Annotated in this window: 19 protein-coding genes; 10 read left to right on the top strand and 9 right to left on the bottom strand. The window is 39.1% G+C overall.

What is annotated here, in order from left to right; all coding sequences use genetic code 11:
• Nucleotides 1-41: 41 nt before the first annotated feature.
• Together KO529_RS21440 and KO529_RS21435 are read right to left on the bottom strand one after the other, a co-directional pair.
• Nucleotides 42-998, bottom strand: a complete 957-nt coding sequence (locus KO529_RS21440; protein WP_215949900.1) for a glycosyltransferase family 2 protein — start codon at nucleotides 996-998, stop codon at nucleotides 42-44.
• Between the two features lie 35 nt (nucleotides 999-1033).
• The gene (locus tag KO529_RS21435) at nucleotides 1034-1558 is read right to left on the bottom strand and encodes a DUF4199 domain-containing protein (RefSeq protein WP_215949899.1); all 525 of its coding nucleotides are present in this window, start codon (nucleotides 1556-1558) and stop codon (nucleotides 1034-1036) included.
• A gap of 167 nt (nucleotides 1559-1725) precedes the next feature.
• Here KO529_RS21435 and KO529_RS21430 point away from each other — a divergent pair, with 167 nt between their 5' ends.
• From KO529_RS21430 to mtaB, 3 genes are all read left to right on the top strand, one after another.
• Nucleotides 1726-1977, top strand: coding sequence for a type B 50S ribosomal protein L31 (locus KO529_RS21430; protein ID WP_031443897.1), 252 nt, complete (start codon nucleotides 1726-1728; stop codon nucleotides 1975-1977).
• 67 nt (nucleotides 1978-2044) lie between these two features.
• Nucleotides 2045-3220, top strand: coding sequence for a GlmU family protein (locus tag KO529_RS21425; protein ID WP_215949898.1), 1176 nt, complete (start codon nucleotides 2045-2047; stop codon nucleotides 3218-3220).
• Nucleotides 3221-3346: 126 nt separating this feature from the next.
• Nucleotides 3347-4687: a tRNA (N(6)-L-threonylcarbamoyladenosine(37)-C(2))-methylthiotransferase MtaB gene (gene mtaB, locus KO529_RS21420; protein ID WP_215949956.1), complete on the top strand. Its 1341-nt coding sequence runs from the start codon at nucleotides 3347-3349 to the stop codon at nucleotides 4685-4687.
• Nucleotides 4688-4777: 90 nt separating this feature from the next.
• On the opposite strand, the gene KO529_RS21415 is transcribed toward mtaB, so the two are convergent.
• On the bottom strand, nucleotides 4778-5071 hold the full coding sequence (locus tag KO529_RS21415; protein ID WP_072861005.1) for a GNAT family N-acetyltransferase: 294 nt from the start codon (nucleotides 5069-5071) through the stop codon (nucleotides 4778-4780).
• A 156-nt stretch (nucleotides 5072-5227) separates the two neighbouring features.
• On the opposite strand from KO529_RS21415, the gene KO529_RS21410 reads away from it, so the two are divergent.
• The 3 genes from KO529_RS21410 to cls all read left to right on the top strand — a co-directional run bounded on the left by KO529_RS21410 (nucleotide 5228) and on the right by cls (nucleotide 8451).
• Nucleotides 5228-5905 carry an alpha/beta fold hydrolase gene (locus tag KO529_RS21410; protein ID WP_252734508.1) on the top strand — a complete coding sequence of 226 codons (678 nt, stop codon included), beginning with the start codon at nucleotides 5228-5230 and terminating at the stop codon, nucleotides 5903-5905.
• Between the two features lie 126 nt (nucleotides 5906-6031).
• On the top strand, nucleotides 6032-6988 hold the full coding sequence (locus KO529_RS21405) for a lytic transglycosylase domain-containing protein (protein ID WP_215949897.1): 957 nt from the start codon (nucleotides 6032-6034) through the stop codon (nucleotides 6986-6988).
• Nucleotides 6988-8451 carry a cardiolipin synthase gene (gene cls / locus KO529_RS21400; protein WP_215949896.1) on the top strand — a complete coding sequence of 488 codons (1464 nt, stop codon included), beginning with the start codon at nucleotides 6988-6990 and terminating at the stop codon, nucleotides 8449-8451. Before KO529_RS21405 ends, cls begins: the two co-directional genes overlap by 1 nt.
• 48 nt (nucleotides 8452-8499) lie before the next feature.
• Here the strand turns inward: cls and KO529_RS21395 are convergent, their stop codons facing one another.
• Complete coding sequence (locus KO529_RS21395) at nucleotides 8500-9015, bottom strand: DUF2892 domain-containing protein (protein WP_215949895.1); 516 nt, start codon at nucleotides 9013-9015, stop codon at nucleotides 8500-8502.
• A 1-nt stretch (nucleotide 9016) separates the two neighbouring features.
• Nucleotides 9017-9901, bottom strand: a complete 885-nt coding sequence (locus tag KO529_RS21390; RefSeq protein WP_215949894.1) for a DUF6263 family protein — start codon at nucleotides 9899-9901, stop codon at nucleotides 9017-9019.
• A gap of 207 nt (nucleotides 9902-10108) precedes the next feature.
• Between KO529_RS21390 and rpmH the strand changes: the two genes are divergently transcribed.
• Entirely contained in the window at nucleotides 10109-10270 is a 162-nt protein-coding gene (gene rpmH / locus KO529_RS21385; RefSeq protein ID WP_026809253.1) for a 50S ribosomal protein L34, read from the top strand.
• 101 nt (nucleotides 10271-10371) lie between these two features.
• Nucleotides 10372-13224, top strand: a complete 2853-nt coding sequence (gene carB, locus KO529_RS21380; RefSeq protein ID WP_215949893.1) for a carbamoyl-phosphate synthase large subunit — start codon at nucleotides 10372-10374, stop codon at nucleotides 13222-13224.
• Nucleotides 13225-13414: 190 nt separating this feature from the next.
• Here the strand turns inward: carB and KO529_RS21375 are convergent, their stop codons facing one another.
• Entirely contained in the window at nucleotides 13415-15265 is a 1851-nt protein-coding gene (locus KO529_RS21375; RefSeq protein WP_215949892.1) for a Xaa-Pro dipeptidyl-peptidase, read from the bottom strand.
• A gap of 394 nt (nucleotides 15266-15659) precedes the next feature.
• The gene (locus KO529_RS21370; protein ID WP_252734507.1) at nucleotides 15660-16289 is read right to left on the bottom strand and encodes an arylesterase; all 630 of its coding nucleotides are present in this window, start codon (nucleotides 16287-16289) and stop codon (nucleotides 15660-15662) included.
• Nucleotides 16290-16420: 131 nt separating this feature from the next.
• On the opposite strand from KO529_RS21370, the gene KO529_RS21365 reads away from it, so the two are divergent.
• Both KO529_RS21365 and KO529_RS21360 read left to right on the top strand, forming a co-directional pair.
• The gene (locus KO529_RS21365) at nucleotides 16421-17110 is read left to right on the top strand and encodes an ABC transporter ATP-binding protein (protein ID WP_215949890.1); all 690 of its coding nucleotides are present in this window, start codon (nucleotides 16421-16423) and stop codon (nucleotides 17108-17110) included.
• Between the two features lie 47 nt (nucleotides 17111-17157).
• Entirely contained in the window at nucleotides 17158-19656 is a 2499-nt protein-coding gene (locus tag KO529_RS21360; RefSeq protein ID WP_215949954.1) for an ABC transporter permease, read from the top strand.
• 95 nt (nucleotides 19657-19751) lie between these two features.
• Here the strand turns inward: KO529_RS21360 and KO529_RS21355 are convergent, their stop codons facing one another.
• Entirely contained in the window at nucleotides 19752-20264 is a 513-nt protein-coding gene (locus KO529_RS21355) for a MepB family protein (protein WP_215949889.1), read from the bottom strand.
• A 50-nt stretch (nucleotides 20265-20314) separates the two neighbouring features.
• The gene (locus KO529_RS21350) at nucleotides 20315-21277 is read right to left on the bottom strand and encodes a metallophosphoesterase family protein (RefSeq protein WP_215949888.1); all 963 of its coding nucleotides are present in this window, start codon (nucleotides 21275-21277) and stop codon (nucleotides 20315-20317) included.
• Nucleotides 21278-21280 lie beyond the last annotated feature (3 nt).

Genomic DNA, 21280 nt, shown 5'->3' with positions numbered 1-21280 from the left:
ATTTGGTGTTATATGTTCTTAAAAATACAAAGAATATTCATTTATTTTTCGGTCAGATTTATTTCTTCGGTGATATTGTAACGGGTTTCATTCTTGCGAGATCTTACCATTATTTCGCCTAAAAAGCCTGCAAGGAAAAGTTGTGTTCCTATAACCATGGCTATCAGTGCAATATAAAATTGTGGTCGCTCCGTAATGAGTCGCCCAAAAGGGTTGATAAATACTTTATCTATACCTAAATAAAGGGCAAATCCAAAACCAATGGTAAACATTAGGACTCCCAAAGCACCAAAAAGGTGCATAGGCCGTTTTCCAAACTTGGAAACGAACCAGATGGTAATCAGATCCAAAAAGCCATTTATAAAGCGGTCCATACCAAATTTGGTCTTGCCGTATTTCCTGGCTTGGTGCTGTACTACCTTTTCATCTATTTTATGAAATCCAGCACTTTTGGCCAAAACGGGAATATAGCGGTGCATTTCCCCAGAGACCTCAATGGTTTTTACAACCTCTTTCTTATAGGCTTTTAGTCCACAATTAAAATCGTGCAGCCTTACCCCGGAAGTTTTGCGTGCGGCCCAATTAAATAACTTGGAGGGAAGGTTTTTACTGAGTATGGAGTCGTATCTTTTTTTCTTCCATCCCGAAATAAGATCAAAGCCCTCTTGTTTGATCATGTGGTATAATTCTGGGATTTCCTCAGGGTTATCCTGTAGATCCGCATCCATAGTGATCACTACATCGCCTTGAGCTGCTTTAAATCCGGCATGAAGGGCCTGTGATTTTCCAAAATTCTTTAAGAAGCGTATACCCTTAACATTGGGATTGGACTGACCCAATTTGGTGATAATGTCCCAAGAACCATCGGTACTTCCATCATCAATAAAAAGTATTTCATATAAAAAATGATTGGATTGCATTACGCGTACAATCCAATCATGCAGTTCTGTCAACGATTCTTCTTCGTTAAGTAAGGGAATTATTATAGATATATTCATTCGGTACTTATGGAAAATCTTTTCAAAAGTACAAATTACTGAATAGTTTCTTTCTTTTTTAAAATTAAAGCAGGAATAAGTGATAATATAAAACTTGACACTACTATATAAACCAATCCAAAAACGATTTGCATTGATGGTGTTGAGAATTTTTTGGCCATTTCCATTTGGGCATCAATTTGCGCTGGAGTCATTTTAGGATTTTCCATAAGCAAGCCCTTTTGGTATTCCATGGCCTTGTTCATCATTTCAGGGTCAATTACCCCTGCGAGGATCTGATTGAATATAATCCCAATGATACCAGCTATCAAACCAATTCCCACACCAACTTTTAATCCTTGCCCAAAGGACATAAAACCTCCATTGTCCTTTTTAAATTGCACCATGCCAATAGCGATAACCGCAATGGTTATCAGAAGGCTAACACCCATTACCATAGGGCCACCCTGATAATGCATATCCAACGAATATAACATCAATAAAAACGCTACACTTATGGCGCCTAGGATAAGTCCATAGGTTAAAGCATACTTTCCAGTTTTTAGTTTGGTTTCTTCCATGTTGATTAAATATTTTATAGTTTTTATGGTTAGTGGTAACAGAGCTAAATTTGTTACATTTAAAGGTAGCTAATTTTTATTTTTCTTTTTTGAGGTTTTAAGTTGTTCTTTTCAGAAAAATATTTAAATTTGCACCTCGAAATTAAGCAGGAACAAACGTTTTTACAATGAAAAAAGATATACATCCAGGGAATTATAGATTGGTAGCCTTTAAGGACATGTCCAATGAAGAGGTTTTTATCACTAAATCCACAGCCGATACCAAAGAAACTTTAGATGTTGATGGAGTTGAATATCCATTGGTTAAATTGGAAATTTCAAGAACTTCACATCCATTCTACACTGGTAAGGCCAAATTTTTGGATACTGCAGGACGTATCGATAAATTTAAAAGCAAGTACGAGAAGTTCAAAAAATAATATTTTCTTTACAAAAGAGTTATTAAGTCACGCAGTTGCGTGACTTTTTTTGTTATAATTTAGTTGTATGAACTATATTCTTTTTGACGGTACGGTAAGAAGGGCCTTGTTGCCGTTCACCTTTACCAGACCGGTTGCAGATATTAGGATAGGAATTCTCACCATCAGGGAAAAGTGGGAAAAACACCTAGGTAATACTATCACCACTATAACCGAGGATTATCTTTCGGAAAGATTTCCTATGGTGGAAATGGACGAGAACGTACTTATAAATGCTTCCTTTTTGCCCAATACCGAATTGGTGGACCTGGTAACCAATTTAAATGAAAAGGAAGCTGTGTTCTTAGGTGAGGAGGTTATAGCCTTTTATACCAAGGAGACTCAGGAAGAAGTTGATTTTTCAACCTACACCCATATTGAATTTGAAGGTCCCGTACTACGGATTGAAAATACCTGGGATATCTTTTCAAAAAATGGAGAGGCGATGCAGGCAGATTTTGACCTGTTGACCAAGGGCAGAAAAAGTGCTCCCATCTCCAAGACCAATAGTTTGGTGAACCCGGAAAACATTTTCTTGGAGGAAGGTGCCAGCGTTGAATACAGTATATTAAATGCTTCCGAAGGACCTATTTACTTAGGCAAGAATTCTGAAGTATGGGAAGGCAACCTTATTCGAGGTGGTTTTGCCCTATGCGAAAAGGCGGTGGTGAAAATGGGTGCCAGAATCTATGGCCCTACTACCGTGGGCCCCTATAGCAAAGTATGTGGCGAAATTTCCAATTCCGTGCTTATAGGATATTCCAGTAAGGGCCATGAAGGCTATCTTGGCAATTCGGTACTGGGGGAATGGTGCAACATAGGTGCCGATTCCAATAATTCCAATTTAAAGAATAATTACGCAAAGGTTCGCCTATGGAATTACGATACGGAGAAATTTGAACAGACCGGACTTCAGTTCTGTGGCCTCATGATGGGCGACCATAGCAAAACGGCCATAAATACCATGTTCAATACCGGAACGGTAATAGGTGTAAACTGTAATATTTATGTGCCCGGATTCCCTAGAAATTTTGTTCCCAGTTTTAGTTGGGGAGGTGCCTCTGGTTTCACTACATACCAACCACAAAAGGCTTATGAAGCCGCAAAGGTAATGATGGCACGTAGGGGAGTGGAATTCAATGAAATGGACGCCAAGATATTGGACCACGTTTTCGAAGAAACCAGGAGGTGGCGTAAAGATTAACTTCAACGCAATGAATTAACCAAACCCTTGGCAATACCATATGGGTTCCCAATTATTGGTATATTTGCAAACGATTTGGATCAATGTATAAGAAACCGAAATGAATTCGGTCAAAGAAGAACAATGATGAAGAAAAAGGTCGCTTTCTATACTTTGGGCTGCAAGCTCAATTTCTCAGAAACTTCAACCATAGCTAGGGATTTGGTAGAGGAGGGCTTTGAGCGTGTTGATTTTTCCGAAAATGCGGATATGTATGTCATCAATACCTGTTCCGTTACGGAAAATGCCGATAAGCGATTTAAGTCGATTGTCAAGCAAGCACAGAAAAGCAATCCAAATGCATTTGTTGCAGCCATAGGCTGCTATGCACAGCTTAAACCAGAAGAATTGGCAGCGGTAGACGGTGTTGATCTGGTTTTGGGAGCCACCGAAAAATTTAAGATAGCAGATTATGTCAATGATCTTTCCAAAAACGATTTTGGCCAGGTACATTCCTGCGAAATAGAAGAGGCCGACTTTTATGTGGGCAGTTATGCCATTGGCGATCGAACCAGGGCATTTTTAAAGGTACAGGATGGCTGCGATTATAAATGCACCTATTGCACCATTCCTTTGGCCAGGGGGATTTCAAGAAGTGATACCCTTCAGAATGTATTAAACAATGCCGCCGAAATCTCATCAAAGGGCATCAAGGAAATTGTACTTACCGGCGTCAATATTGGCGATTATGGAAAAGGAGAGTTTGGCAATAAAAAACATGAGCATACTTTTTTAGATTTGGTAAAAGCGTTGGATAAGGTAGAAGGCATACATCGCTTACGAATTTCTTCCATTGAACCCAATTTATTAAAAAATGAAACTATAGATTTTGTGGCGCAAAGCAATTCCTTTGTTCCCCATTTCCATATTCCGCTTCAGAGCGGTAGTGATGCCATTTTAAAATTGATGAGCAGAAGATACCTCACCAACTTGTATGTGGATCGGGTTAAAAAAATTAGGGAAGTTATGCCAGACGCCTGTATTGGAGTCGATGTCATTGTTGGATTTCCTGGGGAAACCGAAGAACATTTTTTGGAAACCTATAATTTCCTTAATGAACTGGATATTTCCTATCTGCATGTATTTACATATTCTGAAAGGGACAACACCAAGGCAACGGAATTAACCGGAGTAGTTCCCAAAAAAGTAAGGAATAAGAGAAGTAAAATGCTGAGGGGGCTCTCTGTTAAAAAAAGAAGGGCTTTTTATGAAGGACAGTTGGGCGCTACTAGAACGGTATTATACGAAGCCGAAAACAAGGAGGGCTATATCCACGGATTTACCGAGAATTACGTAAAAATAAAAACACCATGGAATCCAAGCTTGGTGAATACCTTGCACGAAATAAAACTTACGGAAATTGATGATGATGGTATGGTAAGAGGTGTAGAAGTTGGCAGTATGGTATCTGCCCAGTCCTACAATTAATTACCTCCATTGATATGGTCAACTATTTTCAGTAGGAATCAAACACTAAAACAAAAAAAAACCTCTCGATTATGAGAGGTTTTTTTATCGTTATATTCTAATTCCTACGGGAAGCATTTCTTTGTATTGTCGATTCTTTCTCAAGAAACCAGCAATTTGAGGGCTAGTAGGCACCACTCTTAAATTTTGTTCTTGGATATGGCTCAAGACACTTTTAATGAACTCTTCTTTAAAACCTTCCTTTGTTATTTCCTCAGGAATTACAAGTTTTGTTAAAAAAACTTTACGCTCTTGGGAAGAATACTCAATTTTAGCCAAGTGGCCGTCAACCCTGGCTTCAAATTGTCTCAAGAAGCCATTGTCCTTAATTTCTACTTCATTCATATAGTTTGATTTTAAATAATGACTAATTTTGAATTATGATCATAACGTTCTCAAATTACAATCTAGGCTCATAAACTAAATAAGCACATAAGCAGGGACGAAAAAGCCAAGAAAACAAAGTTAGTGAAAAAATAGTTATTATCCTATTAAAATAGTATGCTAGAAAACCAAACGGTCCAAAATAAAAAACATGTTTATTTCATGCCCGGCATGGCAGCCAACCCCTCCATTTTTGACAACATAAACTTACCATCGGAAACTTTCGAAAAACATTTCCTGGATTGGTCAGTTCCCGATAAGAATATTAGCCTGGAGGATTATGCCTTAAAAATGTCCAGTCTCATTAAACATGAGGATGCAGTCCTGATCGGGGTTTCCTTCGGTGGTATTCTGGTCCAGGAGATGGCAAAACACATTAAAGTAGGAAAGGTCATTATTATTTCGAGCGTCAAAAGTAATTCGGAATTGCCCAAAAGAATGATTTTTGCCAAGTATACCAAAGTACATAAGCTATTGCCTACCGGGTTAGTAAACAATATGGAATTATTGGCAAAATATGCCTTTGGCGAAACTGTCCCCAAACGTCTAGCACTTTATGAGCAGTATTTGTCCATCCGTGACAAATATTATCTGGATTGGTCCATAGATGCTATAGTAAATTGGAAACAAACCCATTACATGGAAGATATAATTCATATTCATGGTGAAAATGACCCTGTCTTTCCCATAGGATATATAAAAAATTGCATTACAGTCAAAAATGGGACCCATACGATGATTATTCACCGGTCAAAATGGTTTAATGAACACTTACCTACAATTATTTTGCAATAAGGCAGTTCTATTTAATATCTTTGAAGTAGAAATAGGTACATGGCATGAGCTACCCAGGTAGGAAATCTGCCAATCCAATGTAGTAAGGCACTTAAGAAAATTTAGAAATTTAAAACAATTGAACAGATGAAGGTTATAAAGAATATTTTAATGATTTTGGGAGTTTTTTTCGTAGGAAGCACCTTAATTTTTGCTGTACAAAATCAGTACAAGGAAACTGCCATGCTGGTCGAGAAGTCGGAGCCCAAAACAAATGATGGGGAGGAAGTGGGCTATCGTATAACAGCCATTGAGATTCCTGAAGATTTGAATTTCGCAGGTGAAGCGGTGCCTTTTGATGATCCAGAGATTATGGAACGTGTTGATCGCGAGTTTTTGGTGAATACCTATTGGCAGTCAAATGCCCTTTTGCTTATGAAAAGAGCCAATAAATTCTTCCCTATAATTGAGCCTATCTTGGCAAAAAATGGAATTCCGGACGACTTTAAATACTTGGCATTGGCAGAAAGCGGGCTTCAAAACGTGGTTTCTCCTGCAGGGGCCACAGGCTTTTGGCAGATAATGAGTGCCACAGGAAGAGAATACGGCCTGGAAATTAACAGCAATGTAGACGAAAGGTACCACGTTGAAAAATCGACTGAAGTAGCCTGTAAATACCTGAAAAGGTCGAAGGAGAAATTTGGCAGCTGGACCTTGGCTGCGGCAGCATACAACGCCGGGGCAGGAGGAATCCAAAAATATATGGGTATACAGAAAGCGGACGGCTACTATGATCTTCTGTTGGGCGAAGAAACAGGTCGCTACGTGTTTAGAATATTGGCCATTAAGGAAATACTATCCAATCCAGAGAAATACGGTTTTCATCTTGAAAAAGAGGATATGTATACGGCAGTTCCAACTTTTAATGTTGAAATTAATGAACCTGTGAGCAATTTTGCCGATTTTGCAAACCTTTACGAGATCAACTACAAAATTTTAAAGCGACATAACCCTTGGTTGAGGGAGCCACATTTAAATAATTCTTCCAGGAAGAAATATACTATAGAAATCCCAAATAAAGGATACTACAAGATTTCCAAATAATGGTCTCTTTCCTAAAGGATAACATTTGGCCATTTCTTTTAGGGATTAATTATTTGTTGGTTATCATTTTTTCGGTCTTAATCGTTCTTAAAAATAGGAATCCGGTTAAGACCTTGTCTTATATATTTGTTTTGGCAACATTACCCTTTATTGGGCTGCTGGTCTATTATTTTTTTGGTCAAGATTATAGAAAGGACAAGATTTTCGAAAAAAAATATGTCGAGGATAATGACCGACTAAAAAAATGGCGCAGCAGCTTCAGCCTCAATAATTCGGAAAGAGAGGATTTAAAGGAATTTCTTGGAGAAGGTATTTTTAAGATATACCGATTAATGCGGAATAACGAAAGGGCCGTGCTCACCTTTGATAACGAGGTTGATATCCTGATAAATGGAGAGGAAAAGTTTAAATATCTGAGGGAGGATCTAGAAAATGCCAAACACCACATACACCTGGAGTACTTTGTGTTGTTCGACAAAGGATTGGGAAGTGAGATTATTGAACTTCTATGTAAAAAGGCCCAGGAAGGAATAAGTGTTAGACTTATTTATGATGACGTAGGAAGCAATATTTCCAATGCCTACAAAAAGAAACTTTCAGACAGCGGCGTGAAGCATTTTGCGTTTATGCCTGTGTTGTTCTCCAACTCTACCAGCAAACTGAATTATAGGGACCATAGAAAGATAGTGGTCATTGACGGTAATATCGGATACGTTGGTGGCATTAATTTAGATCAGAAATACGACAACTCCTTTAATAACGAAAGATACTGGAGAGATACTCATTTACGCATTAGGGGAGGAGCAGTAGGTGCCCTTCAATCCTCTTTTGTTTTAAGTTGGAATTTTGCTGCCAAGGATGCGATGGAAATCGAGAAAATTCTACTCCCGAAACAAAAGTCCGCTCCACAAAAACCTGTAGCAGTACAAGTTGCGGCAAGCGGTCCTGACAGTGATTGGGCCAATATAATGGAAGCCATGTTTTGCGCCATTAATTCGGCACATGAAAGTATATTGATCACAACGCCTTATTTTATGCCCAATTCAGCAATACTAACGGCTCTGACCACAGCAGCAAGAAGTGGGGTAGAAGTAAAAATTATAGTGCCGTACGAATCGGATTCAGTGGTGGCTCAATATGCCACTGATTCCTATATTGAGGAATGTTTATTTTCCGGCATCTCCATACATCGCTATAAAAAAGGGTTCATACATGCCAAGACCTTAGTTATAGATGATATGTTCTCCAGTATTGGTACAGCCAATATGGATTACCGAAGTTTCTCCATGAATTTTGAAATAAACGCCTTGTTATATAACAAGGACATCAATCAACAAATGCGAAAGCAATTCCATTTAGACCTTGAGGACTGTGACGAAGTTACCTTGGAACGTTGGCAGAACAGAAATATAATTAGACGACTAAAGGAATCCTTTAGCCGACTTTTTGCCCCCTTGCTTTAGATATCATTAGTATGGGTAGGACACCAAAACCGTTTAACCCCACTGAAACTAGATTTTTTTCAATTGCTGCTGCATCATCTTGATCTGTTCGGCAAGCATATTTTGTTTGTCCAGTTTCTTAGCTTCATTCAATAGGGTAGTAGCCTCCCTTTTTCTACGTTTTTGCATGGCAATACCAGCCAGGCTCAATTTGGCCATTGCCACATCATAATCCATGTTTAGTCCAAATTTTAATGCTTTTTTAAAGTATTTTTCGGCCTGGGTAAGGTTGGTCTGGGAGAAAATAATACCATTTAGGTAATTATAATAACCATTTTGCTTTTTGGTAAGGGCGGCATCAGGATTTTTAATTTTATCGAGCCATTTTTTTGTGCCTGCCAAATCCTGCTTCCGCATTCTTAGGAATGCCAATAAAATTATTTCATTCCTATAATATAGAAATATAAAAATAGAAGAAAGGAGAAGCAAAGAAATCCCATTACCAATATTACCTTCTACAAATTGGTATACTGCATAAACTATTATTAGTGCAGCTATAACTAGTTTTAAATTTTTATTGAACATATTACTTATTAATTAATTGGTACGTTATTTTAGATTTAATAGTGGTCGGTATTTCTTGTCCGCCCATTTGTGTCATTGTGGATATCCCAGTAGATGTACCCTCTACCAGCATATGCATAATAAAACCGGTATTAGAATCTGCTGTTAAGGTTGTGGTTTGTGTACCGCTAAGTTTCATAATGGTATTGGCATCCGTTACGTCCATCAACACCGCAGCTTTGCCGCTAATCTTGACCTTGTTGTCAACGATACTCTTAAGGGTCCACACATTGGTTGTCTTTAATTTGCCATTGTAGACATTCTCCCATTTATCGTTTATATTGACTTTCTTGTCGGGGTAAATAAAGGTCATTTGCTTGTAACTATTGGACAAAGCCTCAGATCCAAACTCATTTTCCAAAGATTTTTTCATCATATTGATCGAGAATTCGTCCTCAAGACCAGAAGCCCTTGCCATTTTGGAAACCAGACTATCACCACCTTGAACCTTCAATATATTTCCGGTCTTTGCTAAAACCATTTTCACCGGGTTGTTCAATATGGTATTGAATACTTTGGATTGCATATCCTCATCATTAACCTCTTTGGCCTTGACATTCATTAATTCCCCTTGGATACTAGAGGTCATTTTTAAATTTAAATCCTTAAATGTCAATGCTACCTCATAGCCATTATTCAGCTCCCCCAGCACTTTAAATTCCAATATACCATCTATGTGGTTCGTTATTTCATGGGTTGCACCATCCAATTCCTGGGTTATAATCTGCTCGGCATCCTGCTTGATCTTAAAAACATCTCCCTTTTTTAAGTGATATTGCAATGTGGTTTGTGCATAAACACCCATATTGCATAGGATGCAAACCGTTAAAAAAATAAAGCGCTTCATGTTAAATTGTCATACTGGTTAAGCCGTTGCAAAAGTAGTAAAAACCTGTGGGCCTTATAGTGGGCAATCCTAAAAAAAATATTTTTTTAATTAGATTTGCCAATGCAAAAACTCTTTGTATATTTGCAGCCGGATTTTGCTGTCGATGAAGCAAAATTAAAGATTGTCAAAAAAGAAATTTAAGCATACTATAAAAAATACGCTACGATGAGCAAAAGAACATTTCAACCATCAAAAAGAAAGAGAAAAAACAAACATGGTTTTAGGGAACGTATGGCTACTGCCAATGGTAGAAAAGTTCTTGCTAGAAGAAGAGCTAAAGGAAGAAAGAAATTGTCTGTATCCTCGGAGCTGAAGCACAAAAAATAATGATAGAATTGTTTTTTTAAAATAACAAGGTGTTACTTTTTCCGAAGTAGCACCTTTTTTTTGTCCAATTCCCTTTTTCATATATATAAATAACTAGTAAAATGCCCAAAAGAAAAGATTTAAACTCTATTTTAATTATTGGTTCTGGACCCATCGTTATTGGTCAAGCGTGTGAATTTGATTATTCAGGTACACAGGCGTTGAGATCTTTAAGAGAAGATGGCATAGAAACAATCCTCATCAACAGTAACCCAGCAACGATCATGACGGACCCAACCATGGCCGATCATGTATACTTAAAGCCATTGACTACAAAATCTATTAGGGAGATTTTGGAAAAACATCCCAATATAGATGCAGTCTTACCTACTATGGGGGGGCAAACAGCATTGAATCTTTGTATTGAAGCGGATACTAAAGGAATTTGGGAAGATTACGGAGTAAAGATCATAGGTGTAGATATTGACGCCATCAATATTACGGAAGACAGGGAGAAATTCCGTGAGCTAATGCTTAAAATTGGCATTGGAATGGCACCTCAGGCCACTGCTACATCCTTTCTAAAAGGTAAGGAAATTGCTCAAGAATTTGGATTTCCATTGGTTATCAGGGCTTCCTATACCCTTGGTGGTGCCGGAGCTTCCATAGTTTACAAACCAGAGGATTTTGACGAACTTCTTAGTCTTGGTTTGGAAGTTTCCCCAATACACGAGGTCATGATAGATAAAGCCCTAATGGGGTGGAAGGAATACGAACTGGAGTTGTTAAGGGATAAAAATGATAACGTAGTTATTATTTGTACCATTGAAAATATGGACCCTATGGGAATCCATACAGGAGATTCCATTACGGTAGCACCAGCTATGACGCTGTCTGACACTACCTTCCAGAGGATGAGGGATATGGCCATTAAAATGATGCGCAGTATAGGGGATTTTGCAGGGGGATGTAACGTTCAGTTTGCAGTTAGTCCAGATGAAAAGGAAGACATTATCGCTATTGAAATCAATCCTAGGGTTTCCAGATCATCAGCATTGGCATCAAAAGCTACTGGATATCCCATTGCCAAGATAGCCGCTAAATTGGCTATAGGGTATAACTTAAATGAGCTGAGCAATCAGATTACAAAATCTACCTCTGCCTTATTTGAACCTACCCTGGATTATGTAATCGTAAAAATACCACGTTGGAATTTTGATAAATTTGAAGGTTCGGATAGAACTTTGGGTCTCCAGATGAAATCGGTAGGAGAGGTAATGGGCATTGGCCGATCTTTCCAGGAAGCCCTGCACAAAGCCACCCAGTCTTTGGAAATTAAGAGGAACGGACTTGGAGCAGATGGTAAAGGATATACCAATTATGATGAGATTATTAGCAAACTCACCATCCCAAGTTGGGACCGTGTCTTTGTAATTTATGATGCTATTCAGTTAGGGATTCCGCTGAGCAGGATCCATGAGATCACTAAAATAGACATGTGGTTTTTAAAGCAGTACGAAGAACTTTATCAACTGGAAAAGGAAATTACCAATTTCAGCATTGAAACACTTTCCAAGGACCTGCTTTTGGAAGCCAAGCAAAAAGGGTTTGCCGACAGGCAGATTGCCCATATGCTGGATTGTTACGAGAGTGAAGTTTATAATAAACGTGTTGCCCTTAACATTAACAGGGTTTACAAACTGGTCGATACCTGTGCTGCGGAGTTCAAGGCCATGACCCCTTATTATTACTCTACTTTTGAGGCGGAAATAGAAACCCCGGACGGTAAGAAATATGTTGAGAACGACAGTATTGTAACCGACAAGAAAAAAATTGTGGTCTTGGGCTCAGGGCCCAACCGAATAGGACAAGGTATAGAATTTGATTACTGCTGTGTACACGGTGTATTGGCCGCTTCGGAATGTGGCTATGAGACCATCATGATCAACTGTAATCCCGAAACGGTTTCCACGGATTTCGATATTTCGGACAAGCTATATTTTGAGCCCGTATTTTGGGAACACATCTATGATATCATTAGACATGAAAAACCAGAGGGTGTCATTGTTCAACTAGGGGGCCAAACAGCCCTTAAGTTGGCGGAAAAGCTGGACAAATACGGCATTAAAATAATAGGTACCAGTTTCAAAGCCTTGGATTTGGCAGAAGACAGAGGAAGTTTCTCCAACTTATTGGCCGAAAACAATATTCCATTCCCTCAGTTTGGCGTGGCAGAAACTGCCGATGAAGCTTTGGCCCTTTCAGACGAGTTAGACTTCCCATTGTTGGTTAGACCTTCATATGTTTTGGGGGGACAGGGAATGAAGATTGTGATCAACAAGGAAGAATTGGAGGAACATGTTGTAGATCTTCTTAGGAAAATACCAAATAACAAATTGTTGTTGGATCATTATTTGGATGGCGCCATAGAGGCCGAGGCCGATGCCATTTGCGATGGGGAAGATGTTTACATCATCGGAATTATGGAGCATATTGAGCCATGTGGAATTCACTCAGGGGATTCCAACGCCACTTTGCCACCATTTAATTTGGGCGAATTTGTGATGCAACAAATAAAGGACCATACCAAGAAGATTGCCTTAGCGCTAAATACGGTTGGACTAATAAATATTCAGTTTGCCATCAAGGATGATATTGTATACATCATAGAGGCCAACCCTAGGGCATCCAGAACGGTACCATTTATTGCAAAGGCCTACAAAGAGCCTTATGTAAATTATGCAACCAAGGTGATGTTGGGGGAGAAAAAAGTAAAGGACTTTAATTTTAATCCGCAATTGGATGGCTATGCTATTAAGCAACCGGTATTTTCCTTTAATAAATTCCCTAACGTAAATAAGAATTTAGGACCCGAAATGAAGAGTACCGGGGAGAGCATTTTGTTTATAGACAGTCTTAAGGACGACGAATTCTACAACCTGTATTCTAGGCGTAAGATGTACTTGAGCAAATAGTTTCAAGATATATGGATACTGGAAGGGATTCACTTCCATGAAAATAAAAAACTCCTTTTTCTATTAATTTAGAAAAAGGAGTTTTTTTTGTTATGGTAGATAAAGGTCCGAGTTAAACCATTAAGTTATACAACTCAAAAATCTATTTGGGAAGACCAAACTAGTCCAGAGAATATTCCTTATGAATCAATTATTCGGTCGCACTTTCGAAAGCTTCCTCTCCACCTACAACAGGCAAGGTAAAAGTTGTTTCATCCAAATCCACCGATAATTCTGTTCCAGGATTTGGCAAAAGCGTAAATTCCCTGTCACTTGAGAAGATCATAAGTGCAATTTGTTGGCCTTTGGGTATAATCTGATCATCCGGTATCAAATCAAAAGTTAGATTGTAGAACTGTCCAGGCACCAAAGGTTCACTATGGGTAAGGGAACTGTGGTTTTGTGGGTCTGCCCAACCACGGGTTATAATGTTATCCGTTATTTTCACATTCTTTCCTTCATTCCAAGGCAAGGAAACCAACCAAACCGATAAATTGGCGGCAACTTTGTTGCTCGCCACAGAAATACTGATTTTTGGAGTTCCAGATAGGTGAATATCCTTCTTCAGTATTGGCGTAATATAAAGCAGGCGATGATTGGTATTCTCTGCCTTTGCCAAGGTTTCTCCAGAAAAAGAAAAATTGTCCACTAGGGTTTCCACACCTTGAGCCGGTTTCTTTTTAGTACTTAATACACCTTTCTCCGGAGCACCTCCTTCAAGATATAAAGTTACAGGTGCCGCTTCCGGATTTGGATAATCTTTATAAGGTGTTGGATTTAGCTTATCATCATTCTCACGAACAATCCAAGCTTTGGCATCTTCTTCCACACCATTTTCAATACCATGCAAATAGCGGGTAAACCACCTGTTCATAAGGGTTAGCGGAGGCTCACCTCCATGTCCGTTCTGGTGATAATAAATTTGGGTGGGCAAACCTTTATCCTTTGCTGCCTTATAAATTCTATAGCTATGCTCCGGCATTACATTCCAATCGTTAAATCCGTGCGCCATCAATAAAGCGGCCTTCATGGGTTCCATATCATTCAAGTAATCACGGCCAGCCCAAAATTCGTTGTAATCTCCAGTGATCCTATCCATACCGTTTTTCATTTCGGTATCCCTAACAACCTTATTGTTATGCGCACGTTTGGACTCGTCCCCGCTGTGTATAAAGTCGTAAAGCACATCTATGTCCTCTCCTAAATACCCCCCTGGAGAACGCACAAGGCCATTGGATCTATAGTAGTGATAATAAGAAGTATTTGGAGCGATGGGAATAATTGCCTCCAATCCCTTAACTCCGGTTGTAGCGGCGGCCAAGGGTATGGTGCCATTATAGGAAGTACCGGTCATACCAACTTTTCCCGTAGACCAATAGGCTTTTACCTTTTCTTTACCATAAGGTTCCGTATAACCTTTAGCCCTACCACATAACCAATCTATAACGGCTTTTGGGGCCAAGGACTCATTGTCCCCACCCACTGTTGGGGAACCTTGGGACAACCCTGTACCAGGGGAGGAGGAGTGAACCACGATATAACCACGGGGAACCCAGGTTTGAATATGTGACTTGGAAATATAAGGTCTTTTCCCGGTCCTGACTACCTCGGGGTGCAAACGCTCTTTAGGAGTATCACCCAATTCATGCCGTACATCCCAAAAAATCTCATTCAAATTGGAAGCCACACCGGCAAAATAAGGACTACTAATGTAAATGACCGGTAATTTAAGTCCTTCCGTTTCAGTTTGGCCAGGTCTAGTGACCGAGACATGCATTCTATCTTTCTTACCATCCCCATCAGTATCAAATCCTGTTTCAACCCATAGGTCATGTGTTATCCATTTAGATTCATCACTAAAACCAGGTACGACCTGAGCTTCTCCGTTCTCAAAAATTGGAACAGATTTCTTCTCCAATAAAGTTTCACTTTTCTGGGCGCTAACTATGGTTAGTACTCCCAATAAAAATGTGAATACAAATGCAATTTTGTTTTTAATCATAATCGACTTTAAATTAATATATAGAATTTAGGTTTATATTATATGGGAGAGTAGGTTGTTGATTCAAGACCAATTATGGTTCGAAATAAAATAGGTTGCGACAAATATTTTTGGTTAGGCAATTTACTGGAGGCTTCAATCCTCACACCGATTAATGGACTGGTTACATTTGCCCCAAAAGTAATCGATATTTTGCTTGGAAAGGAATTTTCAACCCACATGTAGACTCGCACTGTATAGCAATTATATGGCACGAATATACCCAAAAATTGTGGTACAAGGTTTCCAATAAGTTAGCCAATCTATATGATTTATTACTTCCCAGCGATTCAATATGTAGACAGAAAATTCAATAAAAGGCAGATAGGGTCTTCTTAAAAAGGCTATATCGACATCACTCAGTAATAATTTTAGCAATTATAGGCCATATGTTATTGGCTATAATCTTTTGTCCTTCGGCTGTGGGATGTATACCGTCAGGTTGATTTAGTTCTGGATCTCCTGCCACATCCTCCAAAAGGAATGGAATTAGACCAATATTGTTCTTTTTGGCAAGGTCTGGAAATATATCCTTGAATCCGCTAGTATAATCCTGGCCCATATTGGGGGGAATTTGCATTCCAGCCAGAATAATGGTCGTATTGGGATTTTTTTGTTGCACCACATCTATAATTTCCTGTAAGTTCCCACGGGTTTCTTCCAGTGATATGCCACGTAGACCATCATTGGCCCCAAGTTCCAGAACAAAAACCTCTATATCGGCATTAAGTACCCAGCCAAGCCTATTTTTTCCACTGGCCGTTGTTTCCCCACTTAAACCGGCATTAACTACTTTATAGGACAGTTGCAGGGAATCTATCTTATCTTGTATCAAAGCGGGAAAAGCTTCATTGGGATCAAGGCCCATACCTGCAGTAAGACTATTTCCAAAAAACAAAATTACCTTACTTTGGTTCTTTTCCTCAATCTTGTTTTCAATAGCATTTTCCTCTTTTTCTCCAGCATCGGCCTTCTTGGTTGCCATATTTCCGCAAGAAGTAAAAAAAATAAATAATAAATAAGAAAATCTTAACAAGGTTCGCATGGGATATTGGATTAAAATCAAAATCATTTCAGTATTTTGCCTACTTAGGAAAACCTTGAAATATAAATTATATGCCAAAGATATTAAACGTAAACAATTTAGGGAAAATCTATACGAGTGGCTCTAAAAAACTTACGGTATTGCAAGATATTACTTTTGATGTGGAGGAAGGGGATACTTTTTCCATTGTAGGCCCTTCTGGAAGCGGAAAAACTACATTGCTTGGTATATGTGCAGGTCTGGATCAACCGGATTCGGGTACGGTGACCTTGTGCGGAACTGAATTAGGAAGTTTAAACGAAGATGAGAGGGCCATACTACGCAATAGGAATATAGGATTTGTTTTTCAGGATTTTCAACTACTACCAACACTTACCGCTTTGGAGAATGTGGCCATTCCGCTGGAATTAAGGGGAGATAAAAACGCTATGACGAATGGAATGGAACTATTGGACAAGGTAGGTCTTCAAAATCGATTCCATCATTATCCATCCCAACTCTCGGGTGGGGAACAACAGCGCGTTGCCTTGGCCAGGGCATTCTCCAACAATCCTTCCATATTATTTGCCGATGAGCCTACCGGTAATTTAGATGCTGAAACAGGGGAAAAGGTGATACAATTACTTTTTCAACTTAATGCTGATGCAGGCACCACCTTGGTAATAGTTACCCACGATTTGGAATTGGCAGCCAAAACAAAACACATATTAAGGTTAAAAGGTGGTAGAATTATTGCCAACCAAGAAACAACGGCATTGTGAACGAACATAATTTCAATTCAAAGTCCGGGTTTCAATGGCTGCTAAAAATGGCTTGGCGCGATGGAAAAGCAAGTAAAAGGAAACTTTTTCTTTTTATGGCTTCAATTATTATGGGGATTGCAGCGGTAGTCTCTATCCAATCTTTTGGCGATAATCTTAAAAAAAATATCTCCCTACAGTCCAAATCCTTAATGGGGGCCGATTTTATAATCGATAGTAGGAATCCACCAAATGAAAAGGTTCTGGGAATAATGGATTCCCTTGGCGGGGCCAATGCCAAAGAAATAAATTTTCCTTCCATGGCTGCTTTCCCAAAAACAGGAGCTTCCAAATTGGTACAAGTTCGTGGAATTGAAGGCGGTTTTCCTTTTTATGGTATACCGGAGACCATACCCTTAGCAGCAGCAGATAACTACCAACAAAATGGTGGAGCTTTGGTAGATGCCACAGTTATGCTGCAGTATAACCTACAAGCCGGAGATAGTATTAAAATAGGGGAAGTTACCTTTCCAATTGCCGGGTCACTAAAATCGATACCGGGTAGCTCTGGGCTGTTCAGTTCTGTGGCGCCTCCCGTGGTGATTCCCTACAGGTTTATTAAAGAAACAGGATTGATACAAAAGGGCAGTAGGTTAGATTACGAATTCTATTTCTTCCAGCCACATACAGATCTAGATATACTGGATAAAAAATTGGATCCCATTTTGGATGCCGAAGGTGCCGATTTGGATACCCATACCTCTACGAGTGCCAATTTGGGTCGCAGATATGGGAATTTTGGAAAATTTCTTAATCTGGTCGCTTTTATTGCCCTCCTTCTCGGTTGTATTGGAATCGCAAGTGCCATCAATATTTATATAAAGGAAAAATTGAGATCGGTGGCTGTTCTTAAATGCTTGGGAGCAACAAAAAAACAAACTTTCTTAATTTATCTACTGCAAATTGCAGTGCTTGGATTGTTGGGAGGAGCTATAGGCACCGTATTTGGTATAATTCTACAGCAAATATTCCCACTACTTCTAGGGGACCTGTTACCGGTAGATGTACAATTGTCCTTGGCACCGAAGGCAATAGCCATGGGACTTCTATTAGGTCTCTTCATGTCCGTCCTTTTCGCACTCTACCCTCTAATGGGAACCTTGTATGTCTCGCCCCTTCAAGCTTTAAGGGTACAGGAAGTGGATAGGTCAAGGTCTAGGCGGGGTCTAATTTTGGTCTCTTTGGCTATTTTAAGCTTCTTGTTTCTTTTTTCATATTGGTTATTAAAGGATTGGAAATATTCCTTGTCTTTTGTTGCCGGCATAGTAGTTACCTTTGCCATAATGGCCGGTTGGTCCGCATTGGCCATGAAGGCAATAAAAAAATATTTTCCAACTTCTTGGGGTTTTACTGCACGTCACAGTTTATCGAACCTTTTTAGACCGCAGAACCAAACCTTGACCTTGGTCTTGGCAATTGGTATAGGCACCTTTTTGATCAGTACCCTATATTTTACCAAAGACTTTTTGTTGGCAAAATCTTCCATGGGAACAGATGCCAATAGCCCCAATATAATTCTTCTGGATATTCAAACCGAACAGAAAGAAGCCGTAGCCAATACCATACGGAGCGACGGTCATCCTGTATTGACGGATATCCCGATTGTCACGATGAGGGTCAACAGCATAGATGGCAAGTCGGTAAACGAGATAAGAAAGGATACAACTTCCACAATAAACTCCTGGATATTGAACCATGAGTTTAGGGTAACCTATAGGGATAGCCTTATCGCCTCCGAAAAATTGGAATTTGGGGAATGGGTTCCAAAAGTAACTTCTAGGGAGAAAATACCTATCTCCGTGAGCGATAATTTTGCTAGGGATGCCAAGGTGGAAGTGGGGGACGAGCTAAGCTTTAATGTACAGGGGGTAATTATGAATACTGTTGTGGCCAGTATAAGAACGGTGGATTGGGGCAGGATGCAACTAAACTTTTCCATTGTATTTCCTTTGGGTATTTTGGAAGAGGCTCCGCAATTTACAGTGCTTACCACCAATGTACCCGATGAAAATGCATCGGCAAAGTTGCAGAAGGAATTGGTTAGCGTATTTCCCAATGTATCCATTCTGGATATAAGGCAAATCTTGGTGGTAATTGAGGGCTTGTTGAACAAAATTTCATGGATTATTAATTTTATGGCATTTTTTAGCATCCTTACTGGAATAATAGTGCTAATGGGTGCCGTAAGGACCAGTAAATATCAGCGAATACGTGAAAGCGTGCTGCTAAGGACCATTGGTGCCAAGAGTAACCAAATACTTAAAATAGTCGCCTTGGAGTACCTTTATTTGGGTATTTTGGGAGGTTTATCCGGAATTTTGCTATCCTTGGTAAGTAGTCAGTTACTAGCTTTTTTCGTATTTGAATCAGCTTTTACGCCATCCCTATTTCCATTTCTGGTACTGTTCCCAGGAATTACTTTGTTGGTCTTATTGATAGGTTTAACAAATAGCAGAAGTGTTATAAAAAGTCCACCATTGGAAGTTTTACGGAAGGAGGCCAGATAGCGAAAATCTTTACGATCTATGTATTCTGTTTAAATTAAATAATTAAGAGGGAGATGACCAAAGAAAACAACAGCCAGTTTATCCCTTAATTATTTTTACTTAAGTAGATAAAGGACTTTAGCTTTGTCGAGGTCCGTTTTTGAGTGTTGCCTTAACTCCAAAAAATATTCCAATTGCCATTTTTGGGTAGATTGTGCTGTTTTATTGGTAGGTCGGGACCAAGGGGGGTAAACCCGAAAACCTCGTTTCCCTTCTTTTTTATAATGGGATACTATTCCTTTTTGTATTAGGGCGGCTTTAGGAAATATAAATTGACCTGTATGTGGTCCTTCTTGAATATTTATTACGAATAAATCTACCTTATCGGATTCATCATATGGCGTGGTTTCGCCAATTGCATTTCTTTTCCACAAGGTTACGAATTGTCCTATTTTTTTTGGAGTGATTTTAGCCTTTCTTGATATAACCCGTAACCCATTCAATTGAAATGAGGAGGCTTCATATTCTTTACTTTCCTTATCCAGTACATAGTTTGATACCGTTAGGCCGCAAGGTGTATAGACCTCTTCAATAATAGTAATAAAATCCGTATTTGTTCTAATCTTCATTTTGATATTTTGCCTCAAAATGCAACCAATTTAGCAAACATTTTTAAATATTAAATATTGTTTTCCGCTAATTTAAGTCTTTCGGCTTCCCAACCATGATCCACATATTCCCATGAAAAATCGTTTCCACTTATCTTAATTTTAACAAAGCCTTCCTTGGTATTGTGCCTTCTTCCTTTCCAACCGTTCCCTGCAATGGAGCCTCCCGTTAAAAAATGAAATCGGTCATTAATGAATCCGTATTCCTTCCAATGAATATGACCTTGTAGAACCAGTTTTAAATTATGGCCTTCCAATATCTTAAATACATCGGAAGCATTGTTGACCGTTCTACTACCATCGCTGCCGTTTAGTTGGGAATAGGTGCATATCATAGGTATATGGGTAGTAATGATAATGGGGATGTTTTTATCCACTTTTGCTATATCCGCCTTTAACCATGCCAACTGTTCTTCATGAAAGATACCCTGATATCTTTTTTTTTCGGTTACATCCAAGGAGTTCAAGGTTATAAAATGCCAGCCTTTATGATCAAACGAGTAGTAAGTATCCCCAAAATGTCTTTCCCACATTCCGTATTTATAATCGGGATGATCTTCAGATTCCGGACTTTCCTCATAGATAGCAAAAAGATCGTGATTGCCGATACAGTTATAAACTGGCATATTAAAGCCCTTGCTCATCTCTTTATAGAGGGTGAACAATGATTCACTTTGTTCATAGTTACCGCGCATGGTGTCATATACAAGATCCCCTCCTGTAATTACAAAATCTGGATTCAATTCATTTACCTTGTCTATGGCCATTTGAAACCCTTTGGGTGCATTCATTTCCGGTTTTATGTGTATATCCGTTAGAAAAGCAAATTCAAACGCATCCTCATTTTCTTTTATTACTTGCTTTTCCTTTGAACTTTCACAGGACATCTGTGTAAAGGGTATGGCTACAGCAGCCAAGCCCGATTGAAGCAAGAACTTTCTTCTGCCATCCATGTTTTTCTTTTTGTCCTCCATGAC

This window comes from Arenibacter algicola, assembly GCF_018860365.1.
GTDB lineage: Bacteria > Bacteroidota > Bacteroidia > Flavobacteriales > Flavobacteriaceae > Arenibacter > Arenibacter algicola_B.
Note: the sequence above shows the minus strand (reverse complement) of the source record. Positions and strands in the feature narration are given on the sequence as shown.